The organism is Pseudoalteromonas sp. OFAV1, from assembly GCF_021532595.1.
Taxonomy (GTDB): domain Bacteria; phylum Pseudomonadota; class Gammaproteobacteria; order Enterobacterales; family Alteromonadaceae; genus Pseudoalteromonas; species Pseudoalteromonas lipolytica_C.
Genome location: NZ_JAKGBG010000044.1, coordinates 14,111 through 40,694, shown reverse-complemented (window position 1 = coordinate 40,694; position 26,584 = coordinate 14,111). Strand labels below are relative to the sequence as shown.

Genomic DNA, 26,584 nt, shown 5'->3' with positions numbered 1-26,584 from the left:
ATCAACTGGTTATTCTCATCACTTGGTGCGATGTGGGTTACTTTCTCAACTGATTTTATAATCGCTGTTTGAAATGCATCATGCGGACGTTCGCTATCAGCAACAAGATAAAAGCCGTCTGGAATGTTCCAGTTATCGTGAGTCGTTGCATCACGTGCTGCCAGAGCAGGGCGAAATTCACTATTGTCAGTATCAGTTGTTTCATGAAGGTCAATATGCACATAGGGTGCAATAGCGTTGTCGGCTAAATATTGCATGATTGCGGCAGACTCTTCAGCTGGACTACCTGCATAGAATGAGCGATTTGGATCCGTGGCATTAGGGTTCCAGCGGTTAATTGTTTCATAACCCCAAGGGCTGATACACGGTGCCACTAAGATATTAAATTCTGCAAAATAGTCTTTGGCCTTGTCTTTAGCAAACGCTAATGCACCATGCACACCGCTTGTTTCGTAACCATGTACACCACCTGTGACTAAAACAGTTGGTTTGTCTGCTTGCCATTGTTTGCTTTTTAAAATGTAAAGAGGATACTTATCGCTGTCATAGCTCAGTGCACCATACTGCTCAATTTCAAAGAGTGTAGACAGAGCATCAAGTTGTGAGACAACATCTTCACGGTAACTGCGTTTTACTGATTGTAATTCAAGCCACGCTTTTTTGTCGGCGTCGGTCCATGGCTTACCAGGCGTTCCGATTGGGTAACTCATAAAAATACCTTGTTGTGTTGAGGTGCAAAATGCCAAGCTTATCGAAGCTTAGCATTACCTGCAACTAGATAAGGTCAGTGCTTATATTGGCATGTTCGTATAGCTGGGCATGTTGCTTTTTATGAGTCTCGAAAAGGTATTGACGAAGAGCAATTTCGCCCTCGTGTACCGTAATAATTTTTGCTGCAATACCATTGCTGGTAACACGAACAGGTTTAGCAGACAGAACAATACGCTCTTTTTTTGGCAGCTCAAATGCTAATAACAGCTCTTTTGAAAAGTCTGGCTTATTTTGTTTTGGTTTTAACAAAACTCCCGTACTTGATAGTGACAGAATAATGTAGTGGTCAGTTTGCAGATTTAGATGAGGTGCTCGCCAACTCCGCTCAATGCCTTTCGTATCTATAACCTCAGGAGCACTGAGTAGAGGAATAACCTGGCCATTTTCATCATTAACAAACTCCAGCGGGAACCATAATTGATAAACACCCACTTCAGCAAGTAAGGTCAATTTAGCGTTCTTTAATAATCCGTTGAGTTTATCGGGTAAGTTTAGTTTTACAGACATTTTGGTGTTTGTGACTTCATCACTGCCATCATCTGCATTTTCAAAGAGTTGGTTAAAAAATGAGAGTTCTTGTTCTGTTAAATGCGCCATCCTTAGCTCCTTTTACAATACGACTGGCCAATAATATCACAAATTGTATGAATTATGAGCATTTATTGTGCCAGATGTTTTTCGATTTTCTTTTACTACTTATTTGACATACACTGATGGGAAAAAGTTTACAAGGATTTTATTTTGTCGAGCCTGACTGGTGTTAATAAGAGTTTAGTTATATTTGCGGCTTTAGTGATTGTTTTAGCAGGTATAAAAGCTGCAAGTGTGATTGTTATTCCTTTTGTTTTGGCTGCCTTTATTGCCATTATATGTAATCCCCTTATACGTTTTTTTGCCGGGTATAAAATTCCCAAGGGCGTTGCAGTGGTGTTAGTAATGCTCATTATTGTTGGCGTTGGGATTAGCCTTGCCGGTTTAGTTGGGCAATCGATGACCGATTTCTCTGAAAAACTACCCGAGTATAAAACACAACTAAAAGAAGAGTTTGTTTGGGTGGTTAATGTTGCTGCAAGTTATAATATTTTGATTGATAAAGAGCAGATTATTTCTTTATTCGATCCGGGCAAAATGATCGATGTTGCAACAAATATGCTAACGGGATTAGGGGGAGTAATGGCCAACCTGTTCCTAATTATATTAACCGTGGTGTTTATGCTGTTTGAAGGGCCGATGCTGAATAAAAAAATTCATTTAGCACTCGATGACCCAGAAATGAAAATGCAACAAATTGATCGCTTTCTAGGGTCAATAAACTCTTACCTCGCAATAAAAACCATGGTTAGCTTGGCGACAGGTCTTTTAGCTGGGTTTATGCTTTGGGCACTGGACGTTGATTATTTTGTATTGTGGGGTGTTGTTGCTTTTATGCTTAACTACATTCCTAATATTGGTTCTATCATTGCAGCGGTACCTCCTGTATTACTTGCTTTGATAACGCAAGGGCCGCTAGTTGCAGGGATCATTGCAGGTGGCTATTTAGTGATTAATACAGTGATGGGTAATATCGTCGAGCCAAAGTTCATGGGCAAAGGCTTAGGTTTATCAACGCTGGTGGTTTTTTTATCGTTAATTTTTTGGGGCTGGTTGATGGGAACAGTAGGTATGTTGCTGTCAGTTCCACTGACCATGATAGTAAAAATTGCTTTAGAAACCAGCCAAGAAGGGCGGTGGCTTGCAACTTTACTTGGTAACGGTGAAGAGTTAACAATTGATCAATAGCAATTTGCTAGATTAAGCAAAATTTAAATAATAAGGCGCTAACGCGCCTTTTATTTAAGAGGTTGTTTTAGAATATTTAAGTGATTACCAAGGATATTTATTTCACAAAGCTTATAGGTAATGGCTGCCTTGGTTGCGTTTGGCATTTCATTTAAGTATCGCCAACGACAGCTGTCTTCTAGATAGCGCTCTTGATTCACTAAGCTTCTTTTAAAGATAGGCAGTAATTGACTATTTCCCGTGTCTTCTTTGATTTTTTCAATATCCATAGTGAGTTTATTTACCCACATTTTTTGATCGCGTTGCAAATCGCTAATCACTTGGTCAAGACATTGAATATAACGCTTAGTTTCTTCGGTATTGTTGCTTGCTAACTGGCAATCATGTGGCGCTTGTGAAGCCTGTGATGCCAGTGTTACAAGAGCAGCGCACAAAGTGAGTGTTATAGTGAATTGTTTATTTTTTATCATGATAATTAAACTCTAATATAAACTCAGCACCACCCAGTTTTTCTGCATCTCGGATAGTCAATGTGCCATTATATGAGTTTACTAAATCTGATACGATGGCCATACCAACACCATGCCCACTCTCATATGTATCGAGTCGGGTGCCGCGGGTTAGTAGCGATTCACGTTTTTGCTCTGGGACACCTGGTCCATCATCACAAATGCTGAGAGTTAATTGCTTATTTTGCTTAACCTTTATATCGACCTGCGAACGGCAAGCTTTACAAGCATTATCGATTAAATTACCAAGCAGTTCCATTAAATCTGTTTTATCACCTAAAAAATAATCTTTTTCACTGACCTCAGAAGTGAAAATAATATCTTTATCGCGATACACTTTACTCATTGCACTTAAAATTGACTCGATAACCGGCTTAATATGGGTTTGCTTTTTCCATGTATCAGAGGCACCCGTAGCGGCACGTTTTAATTGATGTTCGATCATCACATTAATACGATCCAATTGCTCTTGTGCATCAGCATCATTGGCTAATGGGCTTGACTTAAGCACTGCCAATGGCGTTTTTAATGCATGAGCAAGATCGCTTAATGATGCGCGGTAACGCTCTTTTTGGCGCTGCTGCGATTCAAGCAATAAGTTTAAATCGGCTTTAATAGTTTGCAACTCAACCGGGTAAAGACCTTTTATTTGCTGGTTATCGCCCGATTCAATGGCTTTAATTTCTTTATCGAGACGCTGCAGTGGTCTTGCACTCCACACAAAACCAATTGCCATCAGCGCAGCAATGGCCACACCCATCACATACATCCAATTAACCAGTGTTTGTTTAAAGCCATCCATCAGCCTAAGTAGAGCATCATTACGTTTTAATAAGATAAAACGGGCATGCTCCGATTGGTCAATGTTTTCTAAAATAACGGTAAGTGTTAATTGCCAATAGACGGTATTGTTGTATTCAACACGGCGAAAGTCAGCAGAGCCTGCTGGAGCTTCAAAGTTATCAGGAATAAAGTTGATGTTGGTGGCTGATTCAGAATACCAAACAGGTAAGTCGCCGCGATAAATCATCGCATAGGTATCTGAGTTTAATCTATTTAGCTCTGGAGTTAAGATGGTACTTGGCATAACAATGCCGCGTTCAGTGAAATCGACTTCAGAGATTAATGAATATAAGTGAGCTTCAAGGGTTTTTTCGGTCGCTTCGACTAAAGAGGCGTAGTAAGCCTTACCAATTGAGAAAAACAGAATTGGTAGGGCTACTAATAAAACAAAGACAAGGATAAATCCTTGCCTTACTTTAAGCGGTATTTGTGATGCTACCACTGACTTTTAAGCCTATAACCACGGCCGCGTAATGTTTCAACTGGGTTAAGGGTGCCATCAGGGTCAAGCTTTTTACGTAAACGCAATACGAATACTTCGATTACGTTTGAATCAAGGTCGAAGTCTTGATCGTAAATGTGCTCTGTTAGCTCAGATTTAGAAATTACCTTCTGAGGATTAACCATGAGGTATTCTAATACTTTGTATTCGTATGCAGTTAAGCTAAGTTCTTTATCGTTAACCCACACTTGCTGTGAGCGAGTATGAATTTTGATAGGACCAGCTGTCATCTCTGGGTTTGCTTTACCTGCGCTTCTACGGATAAGGGCATTACAGCGGGCAATTAGCTCTTCAACATGAAACGGTTTTGTAAGGTAATCATCAGCACCTGCATCGAGGCCTTCTACTTTGTCTTGCCAACGGTCGCGCGCCGTCAAAATCAAAATAGGGATGGTAATGCCTTGAGCGCGAGCTTTGGTAATTAATTCGATACCGTCTACTTTTGGAAGGCCTAAATCTACCACCGCCATATCAAGCGGGTACTCAGTAATGTGGAATAAACCAGCTTCACCATCGTGACAAAGGTCAACGCTATAACGCTCTTTTTCTAGAGCATTACGAAGGTTATCTGCTAAGTGTAAATCATCTTCAATAACTAAAATTCGCATTCTTAATCCTTTTTCACTTCGCCAGTCTTTTTGTTCACATGGACGTCAACCACATGGCCGTTCGTTTTTAAAATTCTTACGGTAAATACTTTGTCTTGCTCTGTGATTTTTAGGGTTCGGCCATCTTCAGACTTTTTGGCAATCATCACAGCTTGCTTTTTAGTCACCTCAGGTGCTTGGTTTTTATTGGCATCAGCATGAAAGCTTGATAATGCAAATAAAAGACTAAAACTGAAGGCTAATAATGTGCGCATGACGGGGAACTCCTAAACCAGACCCATTTAGTTTAATTAACCAATTAACTAAAATTCAAGTAATTACGTTAAATTCTGTAATTTGATAGCCAGATCTTAGTTAATAAGCCGTGAACAAACACTGAATTATTGATTCAGTTGAGTTCAGGCTTTAACCAAACACCTTTTTAAATGGTTTTACTACTGAGTTGTCATAAACGCCTGCAGCAATATAAGGGTCGTTTGCTGCCCATTCGCGTGCTGCTTCTAATGAATCAAATTGCGCGACCACTAATGAGCCTGTAAAACCAGCCTCAGCTGGGTCTTCGCTATCAATTGCAGGAAGAGGGCCTGCTGTGAATAAACGATTTTGATCGTCTAACTCTTGAAGGCGAGCTAAGTGAGCTGGGCGTGCAGATTTACGGGCTTCTAAACTATTTTCAACATCAGTTGAATAAATCATATACAGCATAGTGAGTTCTCAATGTTATTTTTAGAAAATAGTAGCATATTGTTACCAATAGACGAGAGATTATTGTGTCATACATATGTGTTCAGTCGCTAAATAATCTTTACAGCTTTGCTTATAGCTTTCACTTATAAAGCTTGAAATACGCGGTGTAACACTGGTAGAGTCGCTGGGTTGAGAAAATAATAATAAGGTTTTTAAATGAGCGAAAAACGCGAGCACTTTAGCTCCCGCCTCGGTTTTATTTTAGCGGCAGCCGGTTCTGCTGTAGGTATCGGAAACTTAGTAGGTTTTCCTGTTTCAGCTACAAAAAACGGTGGTGGTGCTTTTCTTTTAGTTTATGCACTGTTTGTGATTTTTATCTGTTTGCCTGTGATGATGGCCGAAATGGCGATGGGCCGAAAAGCACAGAAAGATCCGCTTGGTTCATACAAAATCTTAGCGGGTAATGATCCAAAATGGAACTTTGCTGGCTTTTTAGCGGTATTAACGCCGTTTATGATTGCCGTTTTTTACATGGTGATCACCGTATGGATTTTCGGTTATTTATCGCAAACTGCATTCGGTAATCTAGATGCCTTGGCACAGCCTGATAATTTTGGCACTTTTATCAATAGCTACACAGTGTTTGGCTATATGGCCGTTGTTGCAATCATTGTTAACTTGATTCTGGTTGGTGGTGTAAAAGAAGGTATCGAGAAAGCGGCTAAGTTTATGATGCCAGCTTTATTTGTACTACTCACTGCGCTGGTTGTTTACGTTTTAACACTGGATAATGCCATGGCAGGTGTGAAGTACTACATCGTTCCTGATTTCAGTAAAATGGATGCGAGCGTTTTAAATGGTGCATTAGCTCAAGCGTTTTTCTCATTGTCACTGGGTATGGGTATTTTAATGACCTATGCATCTTATATCTCTAAGAAAGACGATATAGTTGGCAGTGCTAAAATGGTTGCTGTAACAGACTCTCTTGTTGCCTTTATTGCGGGTCTTATGGTGCTACCGGCTATTTTTAGTTTTAACCCGAATACAGATCCAAGTACGTTATCTGACTCATCAGTGTCGATGATTTTTGTATACCTACCGAAAATTTTATTAGCGCTTCAAGCTGATATTGGTTACGTGGGTGCATCAATTGTAGCGTTTGTATTCTTCTTATTAGTCTTTTTTGCTGCAATTACATCGCTTGTATCGATTGTTGAGGTACCGACAGCTTCATTAAGTGATCGCAAAGGCATTAGCCGTAAAAAAGCGTTAGCTATTTTAACTCTATCAACCGGTGTTTTAACTGTGCTGTGTACAATGTCGTTTGGTATGGTTGAATCATTAACAAATTTTGTTAGTTACGGCGGTGCGGATAAGAGCTTATTCGATATTGTTTATGATGTGTTTTACGACACGATTTTACCTCTTAATGGTTTAATGGTGTGTTTATTCGTTATGTATCGTTGGAAAAAAGCGAATCTTTCTGAAGAGTTAAGCCAAGGCTCTGAAGGCTATATCGGTAGTTTTACAGAGAAGTATGTGAACTTTTCGCTATCAACGTTTATTCCGGCAATTTTATTACTTATCTTTGTAAATACGGTCGCAACAAAGTTTTTTGCATTTAGTATTTTCGGATTTTAAAAGCCAGCTCAATACTCAGCCGCGCACTTGCGCGGCTTTTTTATAGCCCTAGAATGCCCCTGCATCAAGCACATCACCTAAGCCAAGCGTAAACATCCATAACCCCCATAAGCTGTGCTCTATAACACACACGAAGGTAGAACGGCTTTGCGCATAGGTGTAAGAAAACAGCAGCCCACCTAAAAATGCCAGCAGTACTGCGAGTACATTCGCATAGACAATGTGAGCCAACGCAAACACCGATGCACTGACGATGATACGCACGGTTTTACTTGGCATAATCCGTTTATAGCGGTGAAAAAAGTAGGTTCTAAAAATAAGCTCTTGCGGCATCACCGATAAAATGGGGTAGAGCAATAACAACATTAGCCAATCGTTAAATGAATTTCTTGGCAGTGAAAACCAGTTTTCTTGATTCATGATGCCGTAAAACATCCCTGAGAATAGCGCTCCTAAAAAGAAAAAACTAAATAAGCGACGTTTTACCGCACTAAATTGCCCAAGGCTAGTTAAACGAAAACGCTTAAAATGGGGGTCTGATAACAGCAACATGCCGCAAACAGTCATTAAAATAATAAGTGCAGGAATAAGCCAGTTCGCGAGATAGGCACGCAGAAAAAAGCCTAATAGCGGTAAAGAAACAAATATGAGGGTAAATTCAAACCAGCGGTATTGGTTAGCGTTCAATGTCGTCTCAGCGTGTTTTTTATTTACGCTAACAAGCTAAGACGACAGATTTATGACATTAAGATCGCTTAGGATCTTTCTTTTCGTCATCTTCAGGTAAGTATTTGAAAAGGGCAATGATCGTTGCTAACACGCAAACAAAGGTAATACCCATTAAACCAAACACTTTAAAGTTAACCCAAAAATCGAGCGAGAAGTTATAGGCAATGTAGATATTTAGCGCAGAGATACCTGCGGTCACTGCAACCCAAAACAGGTTAAGTTTATTCCATAGTGCTTCTGGTACATCAATTTCTTGTTTACTTTCAGAGGCATTTTCTAAAACTGAGCTAAGTGCTTTTTTCACAAGATTTTTGCCAAGCACATAGCGGCTTACTAACAAAGTGACACTGAAAATGGCATAAACAATGGTGGCTTTCCATTTTACAAACTGCTCGTCGTGGAATACTAAGGTCAGCGTACCTAATACCACCGCTATAGCAAAAAACACCCAGTGACGGGTTGGTACTTTGCCATCTTTAAAATAACAATAAGCAACTTGAATTAAGGTGGTTAGCATCAGCAAGGCTGTTGCCCAATAAATATCAACTAACTTGAAAACCGCAAAAAATAAAATCAGCGGGATGTATTCAATAATCGCATGCATAAATTTATAAATGCTCTAATTTAAAAAGATACTGGGTTGTATCAAGTTATTGCGCAAGATACAAGGTTGACTTAGTTGCCCTGAAAGCTTAGCCTCCCGAGCCAATCTGGCCTAAACCTGCGTTTAGGTTGTTTTACCTTATCTTTTTCCGCTTAACCTCAGATGATTAAGCGGCGTATTTTGGAGCATTTTTATGAATAAAGCCGCACTAGTATCTCAAATGGCTGCCTACAGCGAATTAACAAAAAAAGACACACAAGCAGCTTTAACGAGCATGTTAAATGCTATCGAAAAGTCTCTTTCTGAGGGTGACCAAGTGCAAATTAATGGCTTTGGTACGTTTGCCTTGAGTTATTACCCTGCACGAAAAGGGCGCAACCCGCAAACTGGTGAAGAAATTGAAATTGAAGGCGCCAACAAACCTGTTTTTAAACCTGCAAAAGCCCTAAAAGACGCCCTATAAGCAGGATTTGCAAAGGTCTTGTAGCTTTTACAGGGTGTGTCGCTTTGAATTTTCAATAAATGCAATATTTTCAGTTGGTTATATTTGGCATGGTGTCTGCTGTATTAGTGTGAGTTTTCACAAATAAGGAGATAGCATGTCAAATCTAAATAGCCAACTAAACGGTAAGAAAGTAGCGATATTAGCAACAAATGGTTTTGAGCAGAGTGAGCTGCTATCACCGCGCAGTGCGTTGCTTGAAGCAGGAGCTGAAGTCGAAGTTGTTTCGCTTGAAAGAGATGACATTACTGGTTGGGATGAAAATCAATGGGGAAAACGTGTAAGCGTTGACCGCATAGTCAGTGAGACAGATTCAAGTGAATATGATGCTCTATTACTACCGGGCGGTTTATTTAATCCAGATACTTTACGCCAAAACAGTGAAGCTAAAGCCTTTGTTGATGGCTTTTTTAGTGCAGGCAAAAACAAACCTATTGCCGCGATTTGCCACGGCCCATGGTTACTAGCCGAAATTAACAAACTACGCGACCGCAAAGTGACGTCATACCCAAGTATCAAAACTGATTTAATCAATGCTGGTGCAAATTGGGTTGATCAAGAGGTGTGTGTTGATGATGGCATAGTCACAAGCCGAAGCCCAGCCGACTTAGAGGCTTTTAATCGTAAGTTTATCGAAGAGATTAAAGAGGGTGTGCACCGCCACCATTAAAAATTAATGAGTAGATACATAAAAGGGCCTTTAAGGCCCTTTTTTAAGTAATAAAACAACTTACTTTGTAGCGGCTTTCATACTGGCTACAAACTCTTTTAAACCAGTTAGCATTGCTGCTTGGTCATCAAGGTTCGCCTCGATGATTTTAACAACCGCAGAGCCTGAAATCGCACCAGCAGCCCCTGAATCGAGTGCTGATTTAACATCTTCCGGTGTTGATACGCCAAAGCCTAATAATGCCGGTGCAGCATGGTAATCTTTTAGCTTTTTAACTAATGAATCTGCTGGCATTTGTGCTTTGGTTTCTGTACCTGTTACACCTGCGCGTGAAAGAAGGTATGTATAACCACGACCATATGACGCACATTCTCGAAGAGTGTCATCATCTGCATTCGGTGTTGCAATAAAAATTGGATCAATACCATTTTTCATTGCTGTTTGGCGAAATAGCTTTGACTCATGCAGCGGTACGTCAGCCACTAAAATTGAATCAACGCCTGCTTCTTTAGCATCTTGATAGAACTTTTCAAGGCCACGCTTAAACACAAGGTTTGAATACAATAACAGGCCAATTGGAATATCGGCATTGTACTGGCGCACTTGTTTGATGATATCAAAGCAATCTTGGGTATTAATGTTTTCATCAAGCGCGCGAATGTTGGCAGCTTGGATCACCGGGCCATCTGCAATCGGATCTGAAAACGGAATACCAAGCTCAAGGGCATCAGCACCGCCATCAATTAAGCTTTTAATGATTTCTACACTGAGTGCTTTATTAGGATCACCAATAGTAACAAACGGTACAAAGGCACCTTGATTCGTTTCATTTAATGTGGCGAACATTTGTCCGTAACGGTTGGTCTGGCTCATAGCGCGCCTCCTTCTGATAAAACACTGTGTACGTGAGCCAAATCTTTATCGCCTCGGCCACTTAGGTTTACTACTAAAATAGTGTCTTCGGTTTGTTGTTCGGCATATTTAAGGGCGTATGCAAGGGCATGGCTTGATTCAAGCGCTGGAATAATCCCTTCGTTTTTAGCCAGTAGTTGGAACGCTTCAAGCGCTTCAGTATCGCTAATACCAACGTACTCTGCACGGCCAGTTTCATGCAAATGAGCATGCTGTGGGCCTACAGCTGGGTAATCAAGACCTGCTGATACAGAATAAGACTCTTCAATTTGGCCATCGTCATTTTGCATAATATAAGTATAGGTACCGTGTAAAATGCCTTTTGTGCCTTTACATAGCGTAGCACCGTGTTGATGGGTATCTAAGCCTTTACCAGCGGGTTCTACACCAATTAGTTTTACGCTTGGCTCATCAATAAAGTCTGTGAACATACCAATGGCGTTAGAACCACCACCTACACAAGCCAGCACCGCATCCGGTAAGCGACCTTCAGCTTTAAGCACTTGTTGTTTTGCTTCTTCACCAATCATTTTTTGGAACTCACGCACCATGGTTGGGAATGGGTGAGGGCCTGCTGCAGTGCCTAGTAAATAGTGAGCATCTTTATAATTTGCTGACCAGTCACGCAGTGCTTCGTTTACTGCGTCTTTTAAAGTACCAGAGCCTGCTGTGACAGGAATAACCTCTGCACCCATTAGTTTCATACGAAATACGTTTGGTTGCTGACGTTCAACGTCTTTTGCACCCATGTAAACACGGCATTTTAAGCCAAGTAGGGCACACGCAAGGGCCGTTGCAACACCGTGTTGGCCGGCACCTGTTTCTGCAATCACTTCTTTTTTACCCATACGCTTGGTGAGCAATGCCTGACCAAGTACTTGGTTGGTTTTGTGCGCACCACCATGGAGTAAATCTTCACGCTTTAAATACAGTTTTACCTTAGGATTTTTAACTAAGTTACGTGTCAGAGTTAATGGCGTAGGACGACCTGCGTATTCATTTAATAGTTTTTCAAACTCAGCCTGAAAAGCTGGATCGTTTTGTGATTTATTAAACTCTGCTTCTAGTTGCTTGAGTGCTGGCACAAGCAGCTGTGGTACAAACATACCACCGAATTCACCGAAATAAGCTGGATTTTGCATTCTAACCTCAATAATTTCTGATATGCGAAAACGCATTTTGTAATTTTGTTTGGCACTTTTTGCCCGCTGACGCTTCAACGCCAGAATTTAGGTCAAGGCCATTAGCACCGCGATAAAGCGCTGCATGAATATTTTCTGGGTTTAAACCCCCGGCTAACATAAAAGGTACCGTTGCCGTCTCTAGCACTGACCAATCAAATGCTTCGCCTGTGCCGCCTTTTTGGTTTTTGCTGTAAGTGTCGTATAAATGGCGGTCAACCCCTTCAAGCGGTTTAGGTAATTCACCTTTAACGGCTTGGGCTTTCCAAATTTCACAGCCAAGCGGTAATTGCTTTCTGAGGCTTTGAATATATTCGCTATTCTCATCGCCATGTAATTGCACTGCAGCTAGTTTCAAGCTTTGTGCATAATCGACCACTTGTTCAAGCGGTGCATTGACAAACACACCTACATACGCGAGTGGGGCACTTTGCGTAACTTGCTTGGCGCAGTCGATATCGACATAACGTGGCGATTTAGGATAAAAAATTAAGCCACCATACACAGCACCACTGGCATAGGCTGCCATCGCATCTTGTGAGCGAGTTAAACCGCACACTTTGTTTTCACCTAAAATGACTTTACGACATGCGGCTTCTAAGTCGCGCTCAGCCATTAGTGAGCTGCCAATTAAAAAGCCATCGCACAGTGGCGCAAGGCGTTTTACATCTTTATGGGTATAAATGCCCGACTCTGAAATAACCACTTTGTCATTTGGGATAAGCTGGCGTAATCGCTCTGTTGTTGCAAGATCAGTACTTAAATCACGAAGGTCGCGGTTATTAATACCAATTAGGCTGGCATTAAGTGCAAGTGCACGACTTACTTCTTGCTCATTACTGACTTCTGTTAGTACCGACATGTTTAAAGAGTCAGCCACTTTGTGAAGCGCTAAATATTGCTCGTCATCAAGGACTGAGAGCATTAATAAAATGGCATCACCACCAGATAAGCGTGCTAAGTAAACTTGGTACTCATCAATAAAGAAGTCTTTACAAATAAGTGGCTGCTCCACTTGGCTGCGCACGTATTCAAGGTACTGATAGCTGCCTTGGAAATATTTTTCGTCAGTTAGTACGCTCATACAGGTTGCGTACTTTTTATAAACAGATGTAATTTCGTCTAAATTGAATGGTTCGCGAATAAGCCCTTTTGACGGTGAGGCCTTTTTACACTCTAAAATAAATTGTGTGCCTGTTGCTGCTAACGCCGCTTCAAAGTCTCGCTTGGTTGGCACAACATCGCCAATGAATGACTCAAGCGGGCGCTGTGCTTTTCTTTGTTCTAATTCAATGCGTTTGTCGGCAACAATTTTGTCTAACACGTTAGCCATGACTTACCTCAATAATTGCGTTCAATGTGTCCATCGCTTTGCCTGATGCTAATAATTCGCTTACTTGATCTGCGGCTGCTTTTAAATCACTTGCTTTATCGGTTAAATAAAGAAGGGCGGCAACGTTGGCTATAATGGCTGCGTTATGCGCCATCTCACCTTGACCATGTAAAATTGCTAAGCTTGCTTTTGCGTTATATTCTGGCCCTTGGCCTGCAAGTTGTTCAAGTGAATAGTTTGCAAGACCAAAATCGCTCGCTGTTAGCGTGTATTCGCTCAGTTCACCGTTATTTAGCTCAACCACTTTGGTTGTCCCGTGCAAGGCAATTTCGTCAGTGCCTGCACCGTGAACCACCATGGCGCGTTTTGTGCCAAGGGTTTTTAAGGTTTCGGCCATTGGTAAACACAGCGAAGGGTTATAAACACCAAGCAATTGCACCTCAGGGGCTGCAGGGTTTGCCAGCGGCCCTAAAATATTAAAAATTGTGCGGCTTTTAAGGGCTGTTCGCACGCCCATCGCATGGCGTACACCACTGTGATAATGCGGTGCGAATAAAAATGCAAACCCCGTATTTTCTAAACAATAGGCCGCTTGCTCAGGGCTCATATCGATATTGATACCCAAGGCTTTTAGTAAATCCGCTGAGCCAGAATTACTCGATACACTGCGATTACCATGCTTGACCATGTTGATGCCCGCAGCGGCGGCTACAATAGCAGCAGTAGTACTAATATTAATGGTGTTTGAGCCATCGCCACCGGTACCACAGCTATCAGCAAGCAAGGTTTTGCTGGTTTTAAATGGCACTGCATTGGCGCGCATTGATGCTGCCGCACCGGCGATTTCATCACTTGTTTCGCCTTTTAGTTTTAGGGCGATAAGTGCAGCAGTTAATTCAATATCATTAAGCTGGCCATTCATGATGGCATCAAACAATGCAGTTGCTTGCGAAAACGATAAATCTTGCTTTGCTAATAATTGGTTTAACTGGGTTTGAGTTGTTGCTTCCATGTTATTCCTCTACTGCACGCGTGCGGTTAAAAATTCAATGCTTTGCTGTAATAGCAATGCGCCATTTGGCGTTAAAATTGACTCAGGATGAAACTGATAGCCAAGGGCATTATCTTGTTGATGGTAAATTGCCATTGGAATATTTTCATAACAAGCAATTACTTCAACATCATCAGGGACTTTAGTTGCCATTAATGAATGATAACGAGCAACTGGCATTTTATCGCCCATACCTGCGAATACTGGGTGCTCAGTCAACGTAATAATTGATGACTTGCCATGCACAGTTTCGCCTGCATGACCAATAACCCCGCCGTAGCTTTGTGTTAGAGCTTGCTGTCCTAAACAGATACCCAGCATCGGGAAGCGGCCTTTACATAGTTCAATGAGTTCCATTAAACAACCCGCATCAGATGGCGCGCCAGGGCCGGGTGAAAGCACTAATAACACCGGTACTGTCTCTTGGCACATTTTCTCAAAGATGCTTTGTGCACTGATGTTATTACGGTATACCACTAACTGGCACCCTAACATAGAAAGTTCATCGACTAAGTTATAACTAAATGAATCAAAGTTATCTAAAAAGTAGATTTTATAGGCTGATGTTGTCGTCATTATTGTGCCTCGTAAGTCGATTGAATCGCAGTGATCACAGCTTGTGCTTTAGCGCGGGTTTCATTGGCTTCTGATTGTGGATCTGAATCAAACACCACACCTGCACCTGCTTGCACATAGGCTGTACCGTTTTTAACAAAGGCAGAGCGAATAACAATACAGCTATCCATAGCGCCATCGCCAGTTAAATAACCCACTGCACCTCCATAGCTGCCACGGCGTTTTTGTTCGGTTTGACGAACTAATTCAGCGGCGCGAACTTTAGGCGCGCCCACTAAGGTGCCCATGTTCATACAGGCTTGGTAGGCATGCAGCGCATCGAGTTCAGGCTTTAAAGTGCCAACAACGCGTGAAACTAAGTGCATCACTTGTGAGTAGCGGTCTACTTTTAATAATTCTTTCGCGTGACGTGTGCCTGGTACGCTAATACGGGCAACATCATTTCGCGCTAAATCAACTAGCATAAGGTGCTCAGCACGCTCTTTTTGGTCGTTGCGAAGTTCAAGCTCAATGCGGCTGTCTAGGTCTGGATTAATTTGCCCGTTAGCAAACTTGCCTCGAGGGCGAGTGCCGGCAATAGGGTATACCTCAACTTGTTTACTCTCTGGGCAATATTTGAGGGCTGACTCGGGCGATGCGCCAAATAACACAAATTCTTCATCGCGCATATAAAACATATATGGGCTTGGGTTTTGTAGTTTTAATTGGCTGTAAGCATGAAGTGAGTCAGGGCAGGCGAGAGAAAAAGTACGTGACGGAACAACTTGGAAAATATCGCCATCAACGATGTTCTTTTTCAACTTGATGACATGTTCGCAGTATTGCTCGTCACTTACATCCACAGAGATTGGGTTTGAGCCTGCTTGCTTTTGCCCTTGGTAGCTTTGTGCATTGTCGCAAACAGTATTTAAACGCTCTAACTGTTGACCAACCTCAAAGCAGTTAGCATGGACTTGTGGCCCGTTAAACACATTGCCAATTAGCTCAGTTGTTTTTGCTTGGTGGTCAATGACAACTAACGTTTCGGCTAGGTAGAAAACATAATCAGGGCAACTGTTTTCGCCGTCAGGCACATCAGAAAGAGTTTCGAAATTAGCAACCATATCGTAGGCAAACACACCACCTAAAAACACAGAAAACGGATTGTCTGTGGTGCTTTTAATACTATTTATGCAGCTGCGTAGTGCACTAAATGCGTTATCTGCAACTAGTTTACTGGCTTCATCAATATCGCTGGCAATCTCGTTGTAGGTTAAGGTTAATGTGTCTTCTACAAGCTCAGCAGAGCAATTTTGCACATGAGTTTGTAAATAAGGCAGTAATTGTTTGCCGTTATTTGACTGTGCAGTGAGTGTGACCTGTTTGCCTTGGCAAACAATACGTAGCGCTGAGTCAACCAAAATTAGACTTTTTACACTGTCTTTAGAATCAATTTCAGCAGACTCTAACAGCAGTGAGTTAGGCTTATCGAGTAAACTGTATAACGCAAGTGGGCTACTTATGTAATCGCGCACTTGAGTGATACTGGTTACTTCACCCGGTGTCGTTGTTATATGACTAAAAATCAAACCTCATTCTCCCTCATTCCCAAAAACTCTCTAAAAAACAAAACCCCGCAAAGCGATGCTTGGCGGGGTTCGTATAAAGATGCCTATAAATTAGATAGACCCTTACCGTCCCGCTAAGCCAGGCGCCACCACCAATGATGTGTAAGAGTTGCTATGTAATTCATTATAAAACCTTAAAATTTAGATATAAAAAAACCCGCTACATGAGCGGGTTTAGAAATCGTTAGACACGACAATTCGTCACCCGCTTGTTACGAGTGCCACCACCAAATTGTGATTTGAATTGTTTTGTTCATTATTGTTTCTTATTTAACGTGTCTGAAAGTGCATACAGTAAAGCGTACCTGAGCCGATACTGTCAAGCATTAATTTACATATTAATACGTGTTGTGTATTTACCTATCGAAATTGCCCATTTATGTGACTAGTACACACAGCTATATGTCTAACATAAAAAGATAATCACGCCCTCGCAGTAAATTTTTGTTATACTCACATCATTGATTCAAGAACTTACGTAAAGCAGTCTTTCCCTTTGATAAAATACGATTTACATAGCCACACCACATACTCTGATGGTCAGCTATCAGTCGAGCAATTGTTACACCGCGCGGTTGAGAAAAACATAGATGTGTTTGCAATTACCGATCACGACACGTTAAGTGCCATAAAACCAGCTCGCCAAGTCATAGCTGATGATAATTTACCGCTTAAATTAATTGCTGGTGTTGAAGTATCAACAAAATGGGAAAGCTTCGAAATTCATATTGTTGGCTTAAATGTTGATGATGAAAATGACTCACTGTTGTCATTATTACAAGCGCAACAAGCCAAACGTGAAGAGCGAGCAACCGAGATTGGTCGCCGCCTTGCTAAAAATGGTTTTGAAGGCATTTACGACCAAGCAAAAACATTTGCTGAAAACGCACAAATCACACGCGCGCATTTTGCCCGTGCACTGATTGAGCGTGGTGTAGCTAAAAACTTCCCAGGCGTATTTAAAAAATACTTAGGGCGAGGAAAAACAGGCTATGTGCCAAGTAGTTGGTGCGATATGCAAACAGCAATTGCTGCTATTCATCAAGCTGGTGGAGTTGCTGTACTTGCACATCCTGGGCGTTATCAAATGTCGAACAAGTGGCTGCGTAAGTTAATTATTGAATTTAAAGACGCGGGTGGCGATGCTATGGAAGTGGCACAACCACAGCAAGCGCCGAGTGAGCGCCAGTTTTTAGGTGAATTGAGTCGTGAATACGGGTTACTTGCATCGCAAGGCTCAGATTTTCATTTTCCGACAAGTTGGTTAGAGCTGGGTAAAAATTTATACTTACCAAAAGATTGCCAAGGGGTTTGGCAAGCATGGGAAGGGCAATAGGAGCGTATAATGAGTCAGTTTTTTCATATTCATCCAGATAATCCGCAACCACGTTTGATCAGCCAAGCGGTTGATATAATTAAACAAGGTGGTGTGATTGTTTATCCAACCGATTCAGGCTACGCAATTGGTTGTAGTATTGGTAATAAGCAAGCAAAAGAGCGCATTGAGCGTATCCGTGGTGTTGAAAAACATCATAACTTTACTTTGGTATGTCGCGACTTATCGGAGCTATCAACCTATGCTCGCGTCGATAATCAGTTATTCAGATTAATTAAAAATAACACTCCAGGGCCTTATACTTTTATCTTCAAAGGCACTAAAGAAGTACCAAAGCGTTTATTGAACGAGAAGAAAAAAACCATTGGTATTCGTGTTATAGAACATCCGATCACTTGTGCTTTATTGGCTGAGTTAGGTGAGCCTTTAATGTCGTGTTCTTTAATTTTACCGGGTGAGCAATTTACAGAAGCTGATCCTGATGAAATTCGCGATCGCATTGAAAAGCAAGTTGATTTAATTATTCATGGTGGTTATCTTCCTGAACAGGCAACCACAGTGATTGATTTGTCGGATGATGATATCGAAATTTTACGTGTGGGTTGTGGTGATACTAAACCATTTGAACTGTAGAGATTTCATTGACTAGCCAAGAGCTTGATGCCCAAGATAACTTACAAGAGCCAGTACAGCAAAAGCTGCCACTGGCTTTTTTGCATGGCAAAGCGGTGGTCGACAAACCTGAAGACTTATATATTCCTCCCGATGCGTTGGAGATCATTTTAGAGACCTTTGAAGGCCCTCTTGATTTACTTCTGTATTTAATCAAAAAACACAAACTAGATGTGCTAGAGCTCTCTATTTTTAGCATTACTGAGCAATACGTTAGTTATGTTGAAATGATGAGTGAGTTTCAGCTTGAACTGGCTGGTGAATACCTTGTCATGGCAGCGTTATTAGCACAAATTAAATCTAGATTATTGCTACCAAAACATGAAGAGCTTGAAGAGGAAGAAGACCCACGAGCTGAGCTTGTAAGACGTTTACAGGAATACGAACAATTTAAAAAAGCTGCCGAAAATCTTGACGAAATTCCTCGCGAAGGCCGCGATATCTTTGTAGCCGAAGCAATGGTGCCAGAATTTGGTGAGCGTGAGTCACTGTTACCTGACGTTGACATGAAAGACTTGTTAGTTGCACTAAGCGACGTTATGGCCCGAGCTAAAACATTTGAGCACCATCATATTACTGCAGAGGCTTTATCGACCCGTGAACGTATGAGCTTAATCTTAGATAAGCTCTCAGAAGCGCAATCACAGTTGCCTTTTAGTACTCTTTTTACGGTAGAAGAGGGCAGAAGCGGTGTTGTAGTTAGCTTTATCGCCATGTTAGAACTGGTGAAAGAAAACCTGATCAGCTGCTTTCAGGTAGATGCCAATAGCCAGATATATGTTGGTTTAGTGGAAGAAAGCGAATAGCTGGAAGCTAAAATTTTTCTATTTAAAGCTTTAAGTGGTTAGATTTAAGTTTCAAAATCTGTGACTTCTTCATGGCAAGTAGGTCATCACCAGTCAAGATAAAGATAATCACTAAAGTGTGCTTTGTATTCTAATAAAACACTTAACTTACAAAGTGTTAAACAATTGCGCCAAGACTCAGTAGCTGATAAGTTAGTTTTTCCCATTTTGGGGTAAGCCTACTATTAAGGAAAATATAATGAAAAAGTTAGGAATGCTACTGTTATCTCTCGCTGCATTTGGTGCCTCAGCTGCAGAAAGTTTGCAATTAGACCTTAACCTTTAATTGAATAATCAACTTGTAAAAACGCACGTTGTTAAAACTGAAGAAGACAAAACTCAAACAGTGACCGCAGATGATATTCTTAAATTTGATGTAACCCCTACATTGAACGACCAAACTGTGACACTAACGTCAGCACTCTATAAATTTGAAAATGGCGCTTACAATAAATTTCAAGAACCTAAGTTAATGGTAAACCTTAACGAACCTGCAACGATTGAGGTTGGTACTGAGGGGGTTGAAGTGTACAGGATTGAAATAACAGCAAGTAAAATATAAAACTTAATTTTCTTAAGCTACTCAAAGTTAAAAGTTAAATGACCTTTGCCTTTTAACTTTCCTCTTTACTCTGAAGTGTGCATATACGCACAGAAGCTGTTCGTTTTACGCTATTTTCATTATATAAATCCTAAGCTAAGCTGTACTTAGTTTCGTAATTCTCATAGGAAATGAGTATGTTAAAGAATTCAAAGTCAAGTTATGGCTGGGTGGCCATCTTAGTGCACTGGTTAATGGCACTTGGGGTGTTTGGTTTGTTTGGCTTAGGCGTGTATATGGTTGAGTTAACCTATTATGATGCATGGTACAAAGGCTCTTTGGATTTACATAAAAGCGTGGGTATTACCTTAGCGGCATTATTGTTGTTTCGTTTTGGTTGGCGCTTGTTAGGTACTCAACCTGAGCCTGTTGCTGGTAGCTCAAAGGCAATGAATCATGTTGCTCACTCAGTACATAAACTGATTTATTTAGCTCTAATCGTTATTGTGACATCGGGCTATTTAATTTCTACGGCTGATGGCCGTGCAATTGAAGTATTTAATTTATTTGCTGTACCGGCATTACCAGAGTCGGTCGCAAACCAAGAAGATATTGCAGGTAAAATTCACTTTTATGCCGCGTATGGGCTAATAGCTGTGGTTGTTTTACATGCTTTAGGGGCACTAAAACATCATTTTATCGATAAAGATAAAACCTTAATTAGAATGATCAAACCATTGAAGGATGATTAATATGAAAAAATTACTATTAGGCACAGCACTAAGTGCTGCACTTTTCTCAACAGCAAACGCAAATGCAGCTGACTACGTTATTGATACAGACGGTGCACACGCATTTGTAACTTTTAAAATTAAGCACCTAGGTTACAGCTGGTTACATGGTCGCTTTAATACTTTCTCAGGTGATTTTAGCTATGACGATAAAGCGCCTAATGCATCTAAAATCAATGTAACGATTGATACTAAAAGCATCGACTCAAACCATGCTGAGCGTGACAAGCACTTACGCAGCAAAGACTTCTTAAATGTTGATAAATACCCAACTGCAACATTTAAAAGTACCTCAATCAAGTTTGATGAAGACGGTGATGAAGCAGATGTAACAGGTGAATTTACCTTAAATGGTGTTACTAAAACCATTACTTTTGAAATTGATAAAATTGGTGAAGGTAAAGATCCATGGGGTGGTTACCGTGTTGGTTTTGAAGGTGAAACAAGCCTAAAACTAGCTGACTATGGTATTGACTACAACCTTGGCCCAGCATCAACACATGTTGATATTGGTTTATTTATTGAAGGTATTCGTAAGTAACAACAGTTTAAATCAGTGCCGCTTAATGGGCGGCACTTTCATTTCTTTTAATTAATCTCTTTTCCAAAATAGGCTGCAAATTATCGGGTAGCCACCTTATCATCACATCGTGAAAAGCCTGAGTATGGGCTATTTTTTCAAGCGTAATATCTAACTGTTTTATATGCTCACTACCTTGTTCGTTATTCGTACAGCCAATATAACCAAGGCTTAAATCGGGCGCCTCTGACAGTGTCAATTGTGTGAGCTCATCTTCAAATCCCATTGAACGAGCTAAATAGTAGTGCTCGCTGGGGTAGCCAAGCAATATATCAATTCGTTTCTTATTAAGCATGTATGTCAAACTTGCTAAAGTGTCGCGACCGGGTCTTGAGATAATATTGGCATCATGGCTGGTGTTTATAACATTATCTATGTCTTTGCCAAATGAGCGACTCATAGACACTCCAAGAGCAAGGTGTTTATCTGCAAGTAATGTTTTTAATGAAACAGGCTTTGCTGTGTTCAGATCTAGAGTGTTCACTAACTCTTTTCTAATTGCTATAGAAGGGGATAACCCAACTGTTGATGTATGTTTAGAAAAAACAATATGCTGACGGCGGTGCTCACTTTGGTACAAAGATAGCATACAGTAATTATTATATGGATTTGATAGCTCATGCACTGCGCGACTTGCAGGAAACAGGGAGCGCTTAAAAGTGTAATCAGGCATCGCTTGTTCAAGCAGTTTGATTACGCTCTCATCTCGCCCTGTACCTTCATACTTGTCATTCATGATGTAGTAGGGAGCAAAATCAACCATGACCCACTCAATGACTTTTGGTTGTTCAGTTGCCTGTGAAACAGCACTGCAAAAAAATAACAAAAGCAACCAGAAACGACGCATTGTTACTACCTATAATTAAGTATTGTTAAATCTAAGTTTAGCAGGGATTTAGGTTTGTGATAGTAGGTATGTAGACTATAACGCCAGCATTGTAGCTGGCGTTAATCGGTTGGTTTTAGTTGGCTTTTAACCACTTAACAAATTGACGGGCATCACTCGCCTTTTGGAAAATGGCATTTTTCAAGCCCTGCGTGTCACTAAAGATTACACGCTGTTTGTTAACCGAAATTGATTGCACTGGATGTGCGATTTGGATCAAAGATCCATTGTATTTATATGACATAATAAAACTCACTCTTTCTTTTTGTCTGTGTCTGTAGAGCTTTAAAAGGCATTAAAAAATACAGACCGACATTTGTTGTCTTGCATACAGTGTTGACTAAGTTTGTGACAGTTTAGTGATGATTTATAAATTCATCTAAATGTCATTTAGCAACTCGGGTTGCAAGTGTTTATACGAATATGCGGGAATTACTGGATCAAGGTAAGGGGTTAACCGCGAGGTTTTTTAAAACCAGAGGACTAGATTACGTTAAGATTTTTCATAGTGCAAGGTTTATTTTTTAAACACAGCAATTAATTTCTGGATATTTTTTCGAAACAAGTGTAGTGTGAATTGGCACAAAAACAACAATAAATAGGTATGACCATGAATTACCTGTTAGTAACGGATATTTTTGGGAAAACTGCGCATTTAACCCAGCTTGCTCAGCAGCTTCGTGGCAAAACGTGCCTATGTGATCCATATTCGGGTCAAATTCAACTTCCTATTAATGAACAGTTTCAATATCAACACTTTCTGACTCATTGTGGCCATGACGGTTATCTCGAAAAAGTGCATCTGAAGATGTCATCCCTGCGTGAGCCTACAACAATTATCGCGTTTAGTGCTGGAGCAACAGCCGTTTGGCGTGCTCAAGCAGAGTTGAAAAATACAGCGATAAAACGGGTTATTGCTTTTTACCCATCACAAGTGAGAAATCACCTTGAGCTTGAAGCGTCTATTCCTTTTAGGTTCATTTTTCCTAAAAAAGAAACGCATTTTGAGCTTGCTCCGGTGGTGTCTGCTTTAAAAGCCAAAGCAGGTGTTCAATGTGATATTACACAATATGAGCATGGGTTTATGAACCCTTTATCAGATAACTTTAATCAACGCGCTTTTCAGTACTTTACAAAACAACTTTTGCTCAGCCATGATTGCGAACAACTCGTGACTAATGCATAAATACTAGTCTATAGTTATTACTAAACAATATTATAAGTAATAACTATGTCGGACCATTCAAATTACAGCCACTTTTTATCGAACCCTGTTGCTAAACCTCCCTGTCGCATGACGAATGCGCAAATGTATGGTTTTTTTGTCTCAGCATGTGAGCAAAAGATGCAGGCTTATGTTGATACCACATTGAATTTACTGGCTACAGATTCAGTCTCTTTTAATGTATTAGGTAGCAGTTGCTTGCTCACCTTCACTGACATAGAAAAAATCTCCTCTTTGACACCTCCCTTTTCAGAGCATGGGTGGATGCAAGAAACGGATATCATTATTTGGCTTCCCGTAGCAAAAATGGTCAAGGGAGATATTAATCACCTCTATTGGTATCCGGCGTTTATCAGCGTAAATAACATTTATGCTTTAATTAATGGCAGAGAGGCGTGGGGTTACAATAAATATTTATGTGAATATCAAATGCCATCTGCGTTAGATGACGCTGGTCGGTTTGCTATATCCCTTGAATGCTTTGATGTGTTTAAACCTGATTCTAAATTAGCAATGCATGAGTTACTAACTATTGAACAAACGGACGCGAGCATCTCTGAATATTTGCTCGACAACGTTTCACGATTTTCAAAACGCGTTGCTGATTTATTTGACCCTCAAGTTAAAGGTATTGACTTAGCACTGCTAAAACAATTGTTAGAGGGTTTCATTCATCCCCAGATGGATCAAATTTTGTTTAAGCAATTTCCCGATGGAGAGGGTGATAAAGCAGTTTATCAGAGCGTGGTTCATTCACCGTCTGTAATCAAAAAAGTCCATCAGTTAACACTTTTACATAATGATTTTAAGCTTAATGTTAAATCTCTGGCGAGTTTTCCGCTTAATGACATGTTCGGCATAGCACTTGGCAAACAATCTGTTCACTTACCGTTTTACGTCAATATGGATTTTGACCAACTTGGCGCAACTCAAGTTTTACCAGAGTAAAGGATAACCATGCAAAAAGAAAAAATTACTATTGTCGGTGGCGGTGTAGCAGCAATGACCGCAGCAGTTTATCTGACAGAGCAGTCAGACTGGCAGCAACATCGTGAAATAACCGTGTATCAACAGGGCTGGCGCTTAGGAGGCAAGGGCGCAAGTGGTCGTAATAGCCATTTTGGTCAGCGTATTGAAGAGCATGGTTTACACGTGTGGTTTGGTGCTTATGTAAATAGTTTTCGTACCCTTGAAGGAGTATATAACTCACTCAACCGACCTGCTAGTTGTTCGCTGGCAACCTGGCAGCAGGCATTCAAACCGCATAGTTTTATTGCTTTGCAAGAATTCATTGATAACGAATGGCAAACTTGGCCTATTGATTTTCCAACTGTTGCTGGAAATCCTGCTGATGGCAGCCTTGATTTTTCGGTGTGGGATTTTATCACCATGACATTAGCATGGCTCAAAAAATGGACAGAAGGCATTGAACTAGTGTGTCAGCAGCACCAAGCTAAAACAAAATTGGTGACCAAAAAATCACGAGATCAGTCTTTACTTAAGTATATGTACCAAGAGATCAAAACGGATATTGATACGCAGCTTAGTGGGGCAAGGCAATTTATCGATGATATTGAGGCAGGAGCGGCAGAAGTAGTATCAAGCCCTCGCTCATTACTGACGCACTTATTGCAGTTTACTTCGCAGCAAACAACCCACACAAGTAAACAAGCTGATCGCCTCGTTATTTGGTATATCGTTCGCAAGATAAAGCGTTGGTTCAAAGAGCAGATAATTGACTTACTGGATGAAAACGCAGAACTAAGACGACTTTATATCTGCGCTGACTTAGCCATTGCTATGCTCACAGGGCTGATAAAAGATAAAGTCTACCGAGATGGCTTTGGTGTCATTAATTGCTACGATTTTCGTCAGTGGCTTGAAAAAAATGGAGCTAATAAAACTTACAGTGTGAATTCAGCACCGATACGCGGTTTTTATGATTTAGTGTTTGCTTATCCAAATGGTGATTTTAACAAGCCGAATGTTGAAGCCGGTGTGGCTGCGCTTGCTATGTTACGTATTGGCCTTTGCTATAAAGGCGGTGTAATGTGGAAAATGCAAGCGGGTATGGGCGATGTTATTTTTGCGCCAATTTATGAATTATTAAAACAGCGTGGCGTTAAGTTTAAGTTCTTCCATCAGTTAACTAACTTATCTGCTGGGCAAACTGACCAAGGTGAGCCGCTGGTAAGTGAAATAGAGCTTTGTCAGCAAGTGAGCCTAAAAAATGAAGACTATGCGCCGTTAATTGATGTTAAACAATTACCTTGTTGGCCAAGTGAGCCAATTTACTCACAAATTAATTCTGAACAAGCACACCTTCTGCAAGAGTATCAAATAAACCTTGAGTCTTTTTGGAGTAACTGGCCAGAAGTTTATCAAGAGCATTTTAATACAGCACTGCCATCTATCACTCTTCGTCATGGTATCGACTTTGATACGCTTATTTTAGGTGTGTCGGTTGCTTCACTTGAGCATGTAGCCCCAGAATTACTTGCTGTTGATTATGCGCTCTCTCTGCAAGCAACAAAAGTTCAAAGTGTGGCTACGCAAGCTTGCCAAGTCTGGTTGAATAAAACTAACCAGCAACTGGGTTTTAAAGACACAGTGCCAAGCAATGAGGGGCCTATTTTAAGTGGTTTTGTTGAGCCGTTTGATACCTGGGCTGCGATGGGTAATTTAGTCGATAAAGAAGATTGGCCAAGCGACAGTGGCCCACAAAATATTGCTTATTTTTGTAGTGCATTTAGTTGTGATAGTTACCCTCCTGCAACTGCGCATCAGTTTCCAGAGCAAATGAAGGCAGAAGTCAAACGCAATATACATAATTTGTTTAGTTCAGATATGCAGGCACTTTGGCCTGATGCGTATGTTGATAACAAATTTGATTGGCAGGTTTTTTATAGTGATCCTCACAGTATTTTACCAGTATCAGAACAGCAGTACTGGCGCGTTAATATAGACCCCAGTGAGCGCTATGTGTTATCTGTGGTTGATTCGAGTAAATACCGCCTTGCGACTGATGGTAGTCAGTTTGTCAATTTACGGATCACTGGCGATTGGATAAAAACCGGAGTTAATGCGGGCTGTGTTGAAGCTGCTGTAATGGCTGGTATGCAAACGGCACGTTCTATTTGCGGTCTACCCAAAACGATTAGCGGTGAACATGCGTTTGAAAAAGAATGATCATGCTGATGGCA

30 protein-coding genes are annotated in these 26,584 nt (G+C 40.8%); 13 read left to right on the top strand and 17 right to left on the bottom strand.

The annotated features are described in order from the left end of the window. Positions 1-710, bottom strand: a 710-nt coding sequence (locus L1267_RS18870) for a M14 family metallopeptidase (protein WP_235383768.1), incomplete at its 3' end; no start/stop codon positions are given. Positions 711-774: 64 nt separating this feature from the next. Continuing rightward, positions 775-1,368: a hypothetical protein gene (locus tag L1267_RS18865; RefSeq protein ID WP_135925257.1), complete on the bottom strand. Its 594-nt coding sequence runs from the start codon at positions 1,366-1,368 to the stop codon at positions 775-777. A gap of 144 nt (positions 1,369-1,512) precedes the next feature. Between L1267_RS18865 and L1267_RS18860 the strand changes: the two genes are divergently transcribed. Further along, entirely contained in the window at positions 1,513-2,550 is a 1,038-nt protein-coding gene (locus tag L1267_RS18860) for an AI-2E family transporter (RefSeq protein ID WP_135925254.1), read from the top strand. Between the two features lie 50 nt (positions 2,551-2,600). Here the strand turns inward: L1267_RS18860 and L1267_RS18855 are convergent, their stop codons facing one another. The 5 genes from L1267_RS18855 to L1267_RS18835 form a co-directional block, all read right to left on the bottom strand. Beyond that, the gene (locus tag L1267_RS18855) at positions 2,601-3,020 is read right to left on the bottom strand and encodes a hypothetical protein (RefSeq protein ID WP_138557332.1); all 420 of its coding nucleotides are present in this window, start codon (positions 3,018-3,020) and stop codon (positions 2,601-2,603) included. Next, on the bottom strand, positions 3,007-4,344 hold the full coding sequence (locus tag L1267_RS18850) for an ATP-binding protein (protein WP_135925250.1): 1,338 nt from the start codon (positions 4,342-4,344) through the stop codon (positions 3,007-3,009). Before L1267_RS18850 ends, L1267_RS18855 begins: the two co-directional genes overlap by 14 nt. Next, the gene (locus L1267_RS18845) at positions 4,338-5,012 is read right to left on the bottom strand and encodes a response regulator transcription factor (protein ID WP_054552907.1); all 675 of its coding nucleotides are present in this window, start codon (positions 5,010-5,012) and stop codon (positions 4,338-4,340) included. Before L1267_RS18845 ends, L1267_RS18850 begins: the two co-directional genes overlap by 7 nt. Before the next feature lie 2 nt (positions 5,013-5,014). After that, the gene (locus tag L1267_RS18840) at positions 5,015-5,266 is read right to left on the bottom strand and encodes a PepSY domain-containing protein (RefSeq protein ID WP_235383767.1); all 252 of its coding nucleotides are present in this window, start codon (positions 5,264-5,266) and stop codon (positions 5,015-5,017) included. Positions 5,267-5,417: 151 nt separating this feature from the next. After that, on the bottom strand, positions 5,418-5,717 hold the full coding sequence (locus tag L1267_RS18835) for a YciI family protein (RefSeq protein WP_135925245.1): 300 nt from the start codon (positions 5,715-5,717) through the stop codon (positions 5,418-5,420). A gap of 198 nt (positions 5,718-5,915) precedes the next feature. Between L1267_RS18835 and L1267_RS18830 the strand changes: the two genes are divergently transcribed. Then, the gene (locus L1267_RS18830) at positions 5,916-7,340 is read left to right on the top strand and encodes a sodium-dependent transporter (protein ID WP_235383766.1); all 1,425 of its coding nucleotides are present in this window, start codon (positions 5,916-5,918) and stop codon (positions 7,338-7,340) included. Between the two features lie 48 nt (positions 7,341-7,388). On the opposite strand, the gene L1267_RS18825 is transcribed toward L1267_RS18830, so the two are convergent. Further along, on the bottom strand, positions 7,389-8,027 hold the full coding sequence (locus L1267_RS18825; RefSeq protein ID WP_188730278.1) for a CPBP family glutamic-type intramembrane protease: 639 nt from the start codon (positions 8,025-8,027) through the stop codon (positions 7,389-7,391). A 58-nt stretch (positions 8,028-8,085) separates the two neighbouring features. Further along, positions 8,086-8,673: an inner membrane-spanning protein YciB gene (locus L1267_RS18820; RefSeq protein ID WP_235383765.1), complete on the bottom strand. Its 588-nt coding sequence runs from the start codon at positions 8,671-8,673 to the stop codon at positions 8,086-8,088. 193 nt (positions 8,674-8,866) lie between these two features. Here L1267_RS18820 and L1267_RS18815 point away from each other — a divergent pair, with 193 nt between their 5' ends. Continuing rightward, the gene (locus L1267_RS18815; protein WP_138557335.1) at positions 8,867-9,136 is read left to right on the top strand and encodes an HU family DNA-binding protein; all 270 of its coding nucleotides are present in this window, start codon (positions 8,867-8,869) and stop codon (positions 9,134-9,136) included. Between the two features lie 136 nt (positions 9,137-9,272). Further along, a complete protein-coding gene (locus L1267_RS18810) occupies positions 9,273-9,845 on the top strand; it encodes a type 1 glutamine amidotransferase domain-containing protein (protein WP_138557336.1) in 573 nt (190 codons plus the stop codon). 60 nt (positions 9,846-9,905) lie between these two features. Here the strand turns inward: L1267_RS18810 and trpA are convergent, their stop codons facing one another. From trpA to L1267_RS18780, 6 genes are read right to left on the bottom strand one after another with little or no spacing between them, the layout of a single operon-like run. After that, on the bottom strand, positions 9,906-10,718 hold the full coding sequence (gene trpA / locus L1267_RS18805) for a tryptophan synthase subunit alpha (RefSeq protein WP_199526206.1): 813 nt from the start codon (positions 10,716-10,718) through the stop codon (positions 9,906-9,908). Then, entirely contained in the window at positions 10,715-11,899 is a 1,185-nt protein-coding gene (gene trpB, locus L1267_RS18800) for a tryptophan synthase subunit beta (protein ID WP_135925232.1), read from the bottom strand. Before trpB ends, trpA begins: the two co-directional genes overlap by 4 nt. A gap of 7 nt (positions 11,900-11,906) precedes the next feature. Continuing rightward, positions 11,907-13,271: a bifunctional indole-3-glycerol-phosphate synthase TrpC/phosphoribosylanthranilate isomerase TrpF gene (gene trpCF / locus L1267_RS18795; protein WP_235383764.1), complete on the bottom strand. Its 1,365-nt coding sequence runs from the start codon at positions 13,269-13,271 to the stop codon at positions 11,907-11,909. Then, positions 13,264-14,283: an anthranilate phosphoribosyltransferase gene (gene trpD / locus L1267_RS18790; RefSeq protein ID WP_235383763.1), complete on the bottom strand. Its 1,020-nt coding sequence runs from the start codon at positions 14,281-14,283 to the stop codon at positions 13,264-13,266. Before trpD ends, trpCF begins: the two co-directional genes overlap by 8 nt. Positions 14,284-14,292: 9 nt before the next feature. After that, positions 14,293-14,898: an aminodeoxychorismate/anthranilate synthase component II gene (locus L1267_RS18785; protein ID WP_135925225.1), complete on the bottom strand. Its 606-nt coding sequence runs from the start codon at positions 14,896-14,898 to the stop codon at positions 14,293-14,295. Then, on the bottom strand, positions 14,898-16,466 hold the full coding sequence (locus L1267_RS18780) for an anthranilate synthase component 1 (RefSeq protein WP_235383762.1): 1,569 nt from the start codon (positions 16,464-16,466) through the stop codon (positions 14,898-14,900). The genes L1267_RS18785 and L1267_RS18780 overlap by 1 nt, the downstream gene beginning before the upstream one ends. A gap of 535 nt (positions 16,467-17,001) precedes the next feature. Between L1267_RS18780 and rnm the strand changes: the two genes are divergently transcribed. The 6 genes from rnm (at position 17,002) to L1267_RS18750 (ending at position 21,231) form a co-directional block, all read left to right on the top strand. Then, positions 17,002-17,841: an RNase RNM gene (gene rnm / locus L1267_RS18775; RefSeq protein WP_135925220.1), complete on the top strand. Its 840-nt coding sequence runs from the start codon at positions 17,002-17,004 to the stop codon at positions 17,839-17,841. 9 nt (positions 17,842-17,850) lie between these two features. Next, positions 17,851-18,474, top strand: a complete 624-nt coding sequence (locus tag L1267_RS18770) for an L-threonylcarbamoyladenylate synthase (protein WP_135925218.1) — start codon at positions 17,851-17,853, stop codon at positions 18,472-18,474. A gap of 8 nt (positions 18,475-18,482) precedes the next feature. Next, on the top strand, positions 18,483-19,319 hold the full coding sequence (locus L1267_RS18765; RefSeq protein WP_235383761.1) for a segregation and condensation protein A: 837 nt from the start codon (positions 18,483-18,485) through the stop codon (positions 19,317-19,319). Positions 19,320-19,644: 325 nt separating this feature from the next. Then, entirely contained in the window at positions 19,645-19,920 is a 276-nt protein-coding gene (locus L1267_RS18760; RefSeq protein WP_235383760.1) for a hypothetical protein, read from the top strand. A 176-nt stretch (positions 19,921-20,096) separates the two neighbouring features. Further along, positions 20,097-20,651 (top strand): cytochrome b, encoded by a 555-nt coding sequence (locus L1267_RS18755; RefSeq protein WP_063529650.1) that lies wholly within the window; start codon positions 20,097-20,099, stop codon positions 20,649-20,651. A gap of 1 nt (position 20,652) precedes the next feature. Next, a complete protein-coding gene (locus tag L1267_RS18750; protein ID WP_138557347.1) occupies positions 20,653-21,231 on the top strand; it encodes a YceI family protein in 579 nt (192 codons plus the stop codon). A gap of 22 nt (positions 21,232-21,253) precedes the next feature. On the opposite strand, the gene L1267_RS18745 is transcribed toward L1267_RS18750, so the two are convergent. Continuing rightward, positions 21,254-22,117 carry a TIGR02285 family protein gene (locus tag L1267_RS18745; RefSeq protein ID WP_235383759.1) on the bottom strand — a complete coding sequence of 288 codons (864 nt, stop codon included), beginning with the start codon at positions 22,115-22,117 and terminating at the stop codon, positions 21,254-21,256. Positions 22,118-22,232: 115 nt separating this feature from the next. Then, positions 22,233-22,400 (bottom strand): hypothetical protein, encoded by a 168-nt coding sequence (locus tag L1267_RS18740; RefSeq protein ID WP_165381452.1) that lies wholly within the window; start codon positions 22,398-22,400, stop codon positions 22,233-22,235. A gap of 366 nt (positions 22,401-22,766) precedes the next feature. Here L1267_RS18740 and L1267_RS18735 point away from each other — a divergent pair, with 366 nt between their 5' ends. From L1267_RS18735 to L1267_RS18725, 3 genes are read left to right on the top strand one after another with little or no spacing between them, the layout of a single operon-like run. Beyond that, entirely contained in the window at positions 22,767-23,342 is a 576-nt protein-coding gene (locus tag L1267_RS18735) for a dienelactone hydrolase family protein (protein ID WP_168246738.1), read from the top strand. 45 nt (positions 23,343-23,387) lie between these two features. Further along, positions 23,388-24,329 carry an acetoacetate decarboxylase gene (locus L1267_RS18730; RefSeq protein WP_235383758.1) on the top strand — a complete coding sequence of 314 codons (942 nt, stop codon included), beginning with the start codon at positions 23,388-23,390 and terminating at the stop codon, positions 24,327-24,329. Between the two features lie 9 nt (positions 24,330-24,338). After that, a complete protein-coding gene (locus L1267_RS18725; RefSeq protein WP_235383757.1) occupies positions 24,339-26,570 on the top strand; it encodes an NAD(P)-binding protein in 2,232 nt (743 codons plus the stop codon). The last annotated feature ends 14 nt before the right edge of the window (positions 26,571-26,584 follow it).

What these genes read in the sequence shown, in the direction of transcription:
- trpA (WP_199526206.1), bottom strand. Translation starts at nt 10,718, where the DNA reads ATGAGCCAGACCAACCGTTACGGACAAATGTTCGCCACATTAAATGAA.
- L1267_RS18735 (WP_168246738.1), top strand. Translation starts at nt 22,767, where the DNA reads ATGAATTACCTGTTAGTAACGGATATTTTTGGGAAAACTGCGCATTTA.
- L1267_RS18740 (WP_165381452.1), bottom strand. Translation starts at nt 22,400, where the DNA reads ATGTCATATAAATACAATGGATCTTTGATCCAAATCGCACATCCAGTG.
- L1267_RS18855 (WP_138557332.1), bottom strand. Translation starts at nt 3,020, where the DNA reads ATGATAAAAAATAAACAATTCACTATAACACTCACTTTGTGCGCTGCT.
- L1267_RS18745 (WP_235383759.1), bottom strand. Translation starts at nt 22,117, where the DNA reads ATGCGTCGTTTCTGGTTGCTTTTGTTATTTTTTTGCAGTGCTGTTTCA.
- L1267_RS18770 (WP_135925218.1), top strand. Translation starts at nt 17,851, where the DNA reads ATGAGTCAGTTTTTTCATATTCATCCAGATAATCCGCAACCACGTTTG.
- trpCF (WP_235383764.1), bottom strand. Translation starts at nt 13,271, where the DNA reads ATGGCTAACGTGTTAGACAAAATTGTTGCCGACAAACGCATTGAATTA.
- L1267_RS18830 (WP_235383766.1), top strand. Translation starts at nt 5,916, where the DNA reads ATGAGCGAAAAACGCGAGCACTTTAGCTCCCGCCTCGGTTTTATTTTA.
- L1267_RS18815 (WP_138557335.1), top strand. Translation starts at nt 8,867, where the DNA reads ATGAATAAAGCCGCACTAGTATCTCAAATGGCTGCCTACAGCGAATTA.
- L1267_RS18810 (WP_138557336.1), top strand. Translation starts at nt 9,273, where the DNA reads ATGTCAAATCTAAATAGCCAACTAAACGGTAAGAAAGTAGCGATATTA.
- trpB (WP_135925232.1), bottom strand. Translation starts at nt 11,899, where the DNA reads ATGCAAAATCCAGCTTATTTCGGTGAATTCGGTGGTATGTTTGTACCA.
- L1267_RS18785 (WP_135925225.1), bottom strand. Translation starts at nt 14,898, where the DNA reads ATGACGACAACATCAGCCTATAAAATCTACTTTTTAGATAACTTTGAT.
- L1267_RS18865 (WP_135925257.1), bottom strand. Translation starts at nt 1,368, where the DNA reads ATGGCGCATTTAACAGAACAAGAACTCTCATTTTTTAACCAACTCTTT.
- L1267_RS18750 (WP_138557347.1), top strand. Translation starts at nt 20,653, where the DNA reads ATGAAAAAATTACTATTAGGCACAGCACTAAGTGCTGCACTTTTCTCA.
- L1267_RS18730 (WP_235383758.1), top strand. Translation starts at nt 23,388, where the DNA reads ATGTCGGACCATTCAAATTACAGCCACTTTTTATCGAACCCTGTTGCT.
- trpD (WP_235383763.1), bottom strand. Translation starts at nt 14,283, where the DNA reads ATGGAAGCAACAACTCAAACCCAGTTAAACCAATTATTAGCAAAGCAA.
- L1267_RS18835 (WP_135925245.1), bottom strand. Translation starts at nt 5,717, where the DNA reads ATGCTGTATATGATTTATTCAACTGATGTTGAAAATAGTTTAGAAGCC.
- L1267_RS18820 (WP_235383765.1), bottom strand. Translation starts at nt 8,673, where the DNA reads ATGCATGCGATTATTGAATACATCCCGCTGATTTTATTTTTTGCGGTT.
- L1267_RS18755 (WP_063529650.1), top strand. Translation starts at nt 20,097, where the DNA reads ATGTTAAAGAATTCAAAGTCAAGTTATGGCTGGGTGGCCATCTTAGTG.
- L1267_RS18725 (WP_235383757.1), top strand. Translation starts at nt 24,339, where the DNA reads ATGCAAAAAGAAAAAATTACTATTGTCGGTGGCGGTGTAGCAGCAATG.
- L1267_RS18840 (WP_235383767.1), bottom strand. Translation starts at nt 5,266, where the DNA reads ATGCGCACATTATTAGCCTTCAGTTTTAGTCTTTTATTTGCATTATCA.
- L1267_RS18845 (WP_054552907.1), bottom strand. Translation starts at nt 5,012, where the DNA reads ATGCGAATTTTAGTTATTGAAGATGATTTACACTTAGCAGATAACCTT.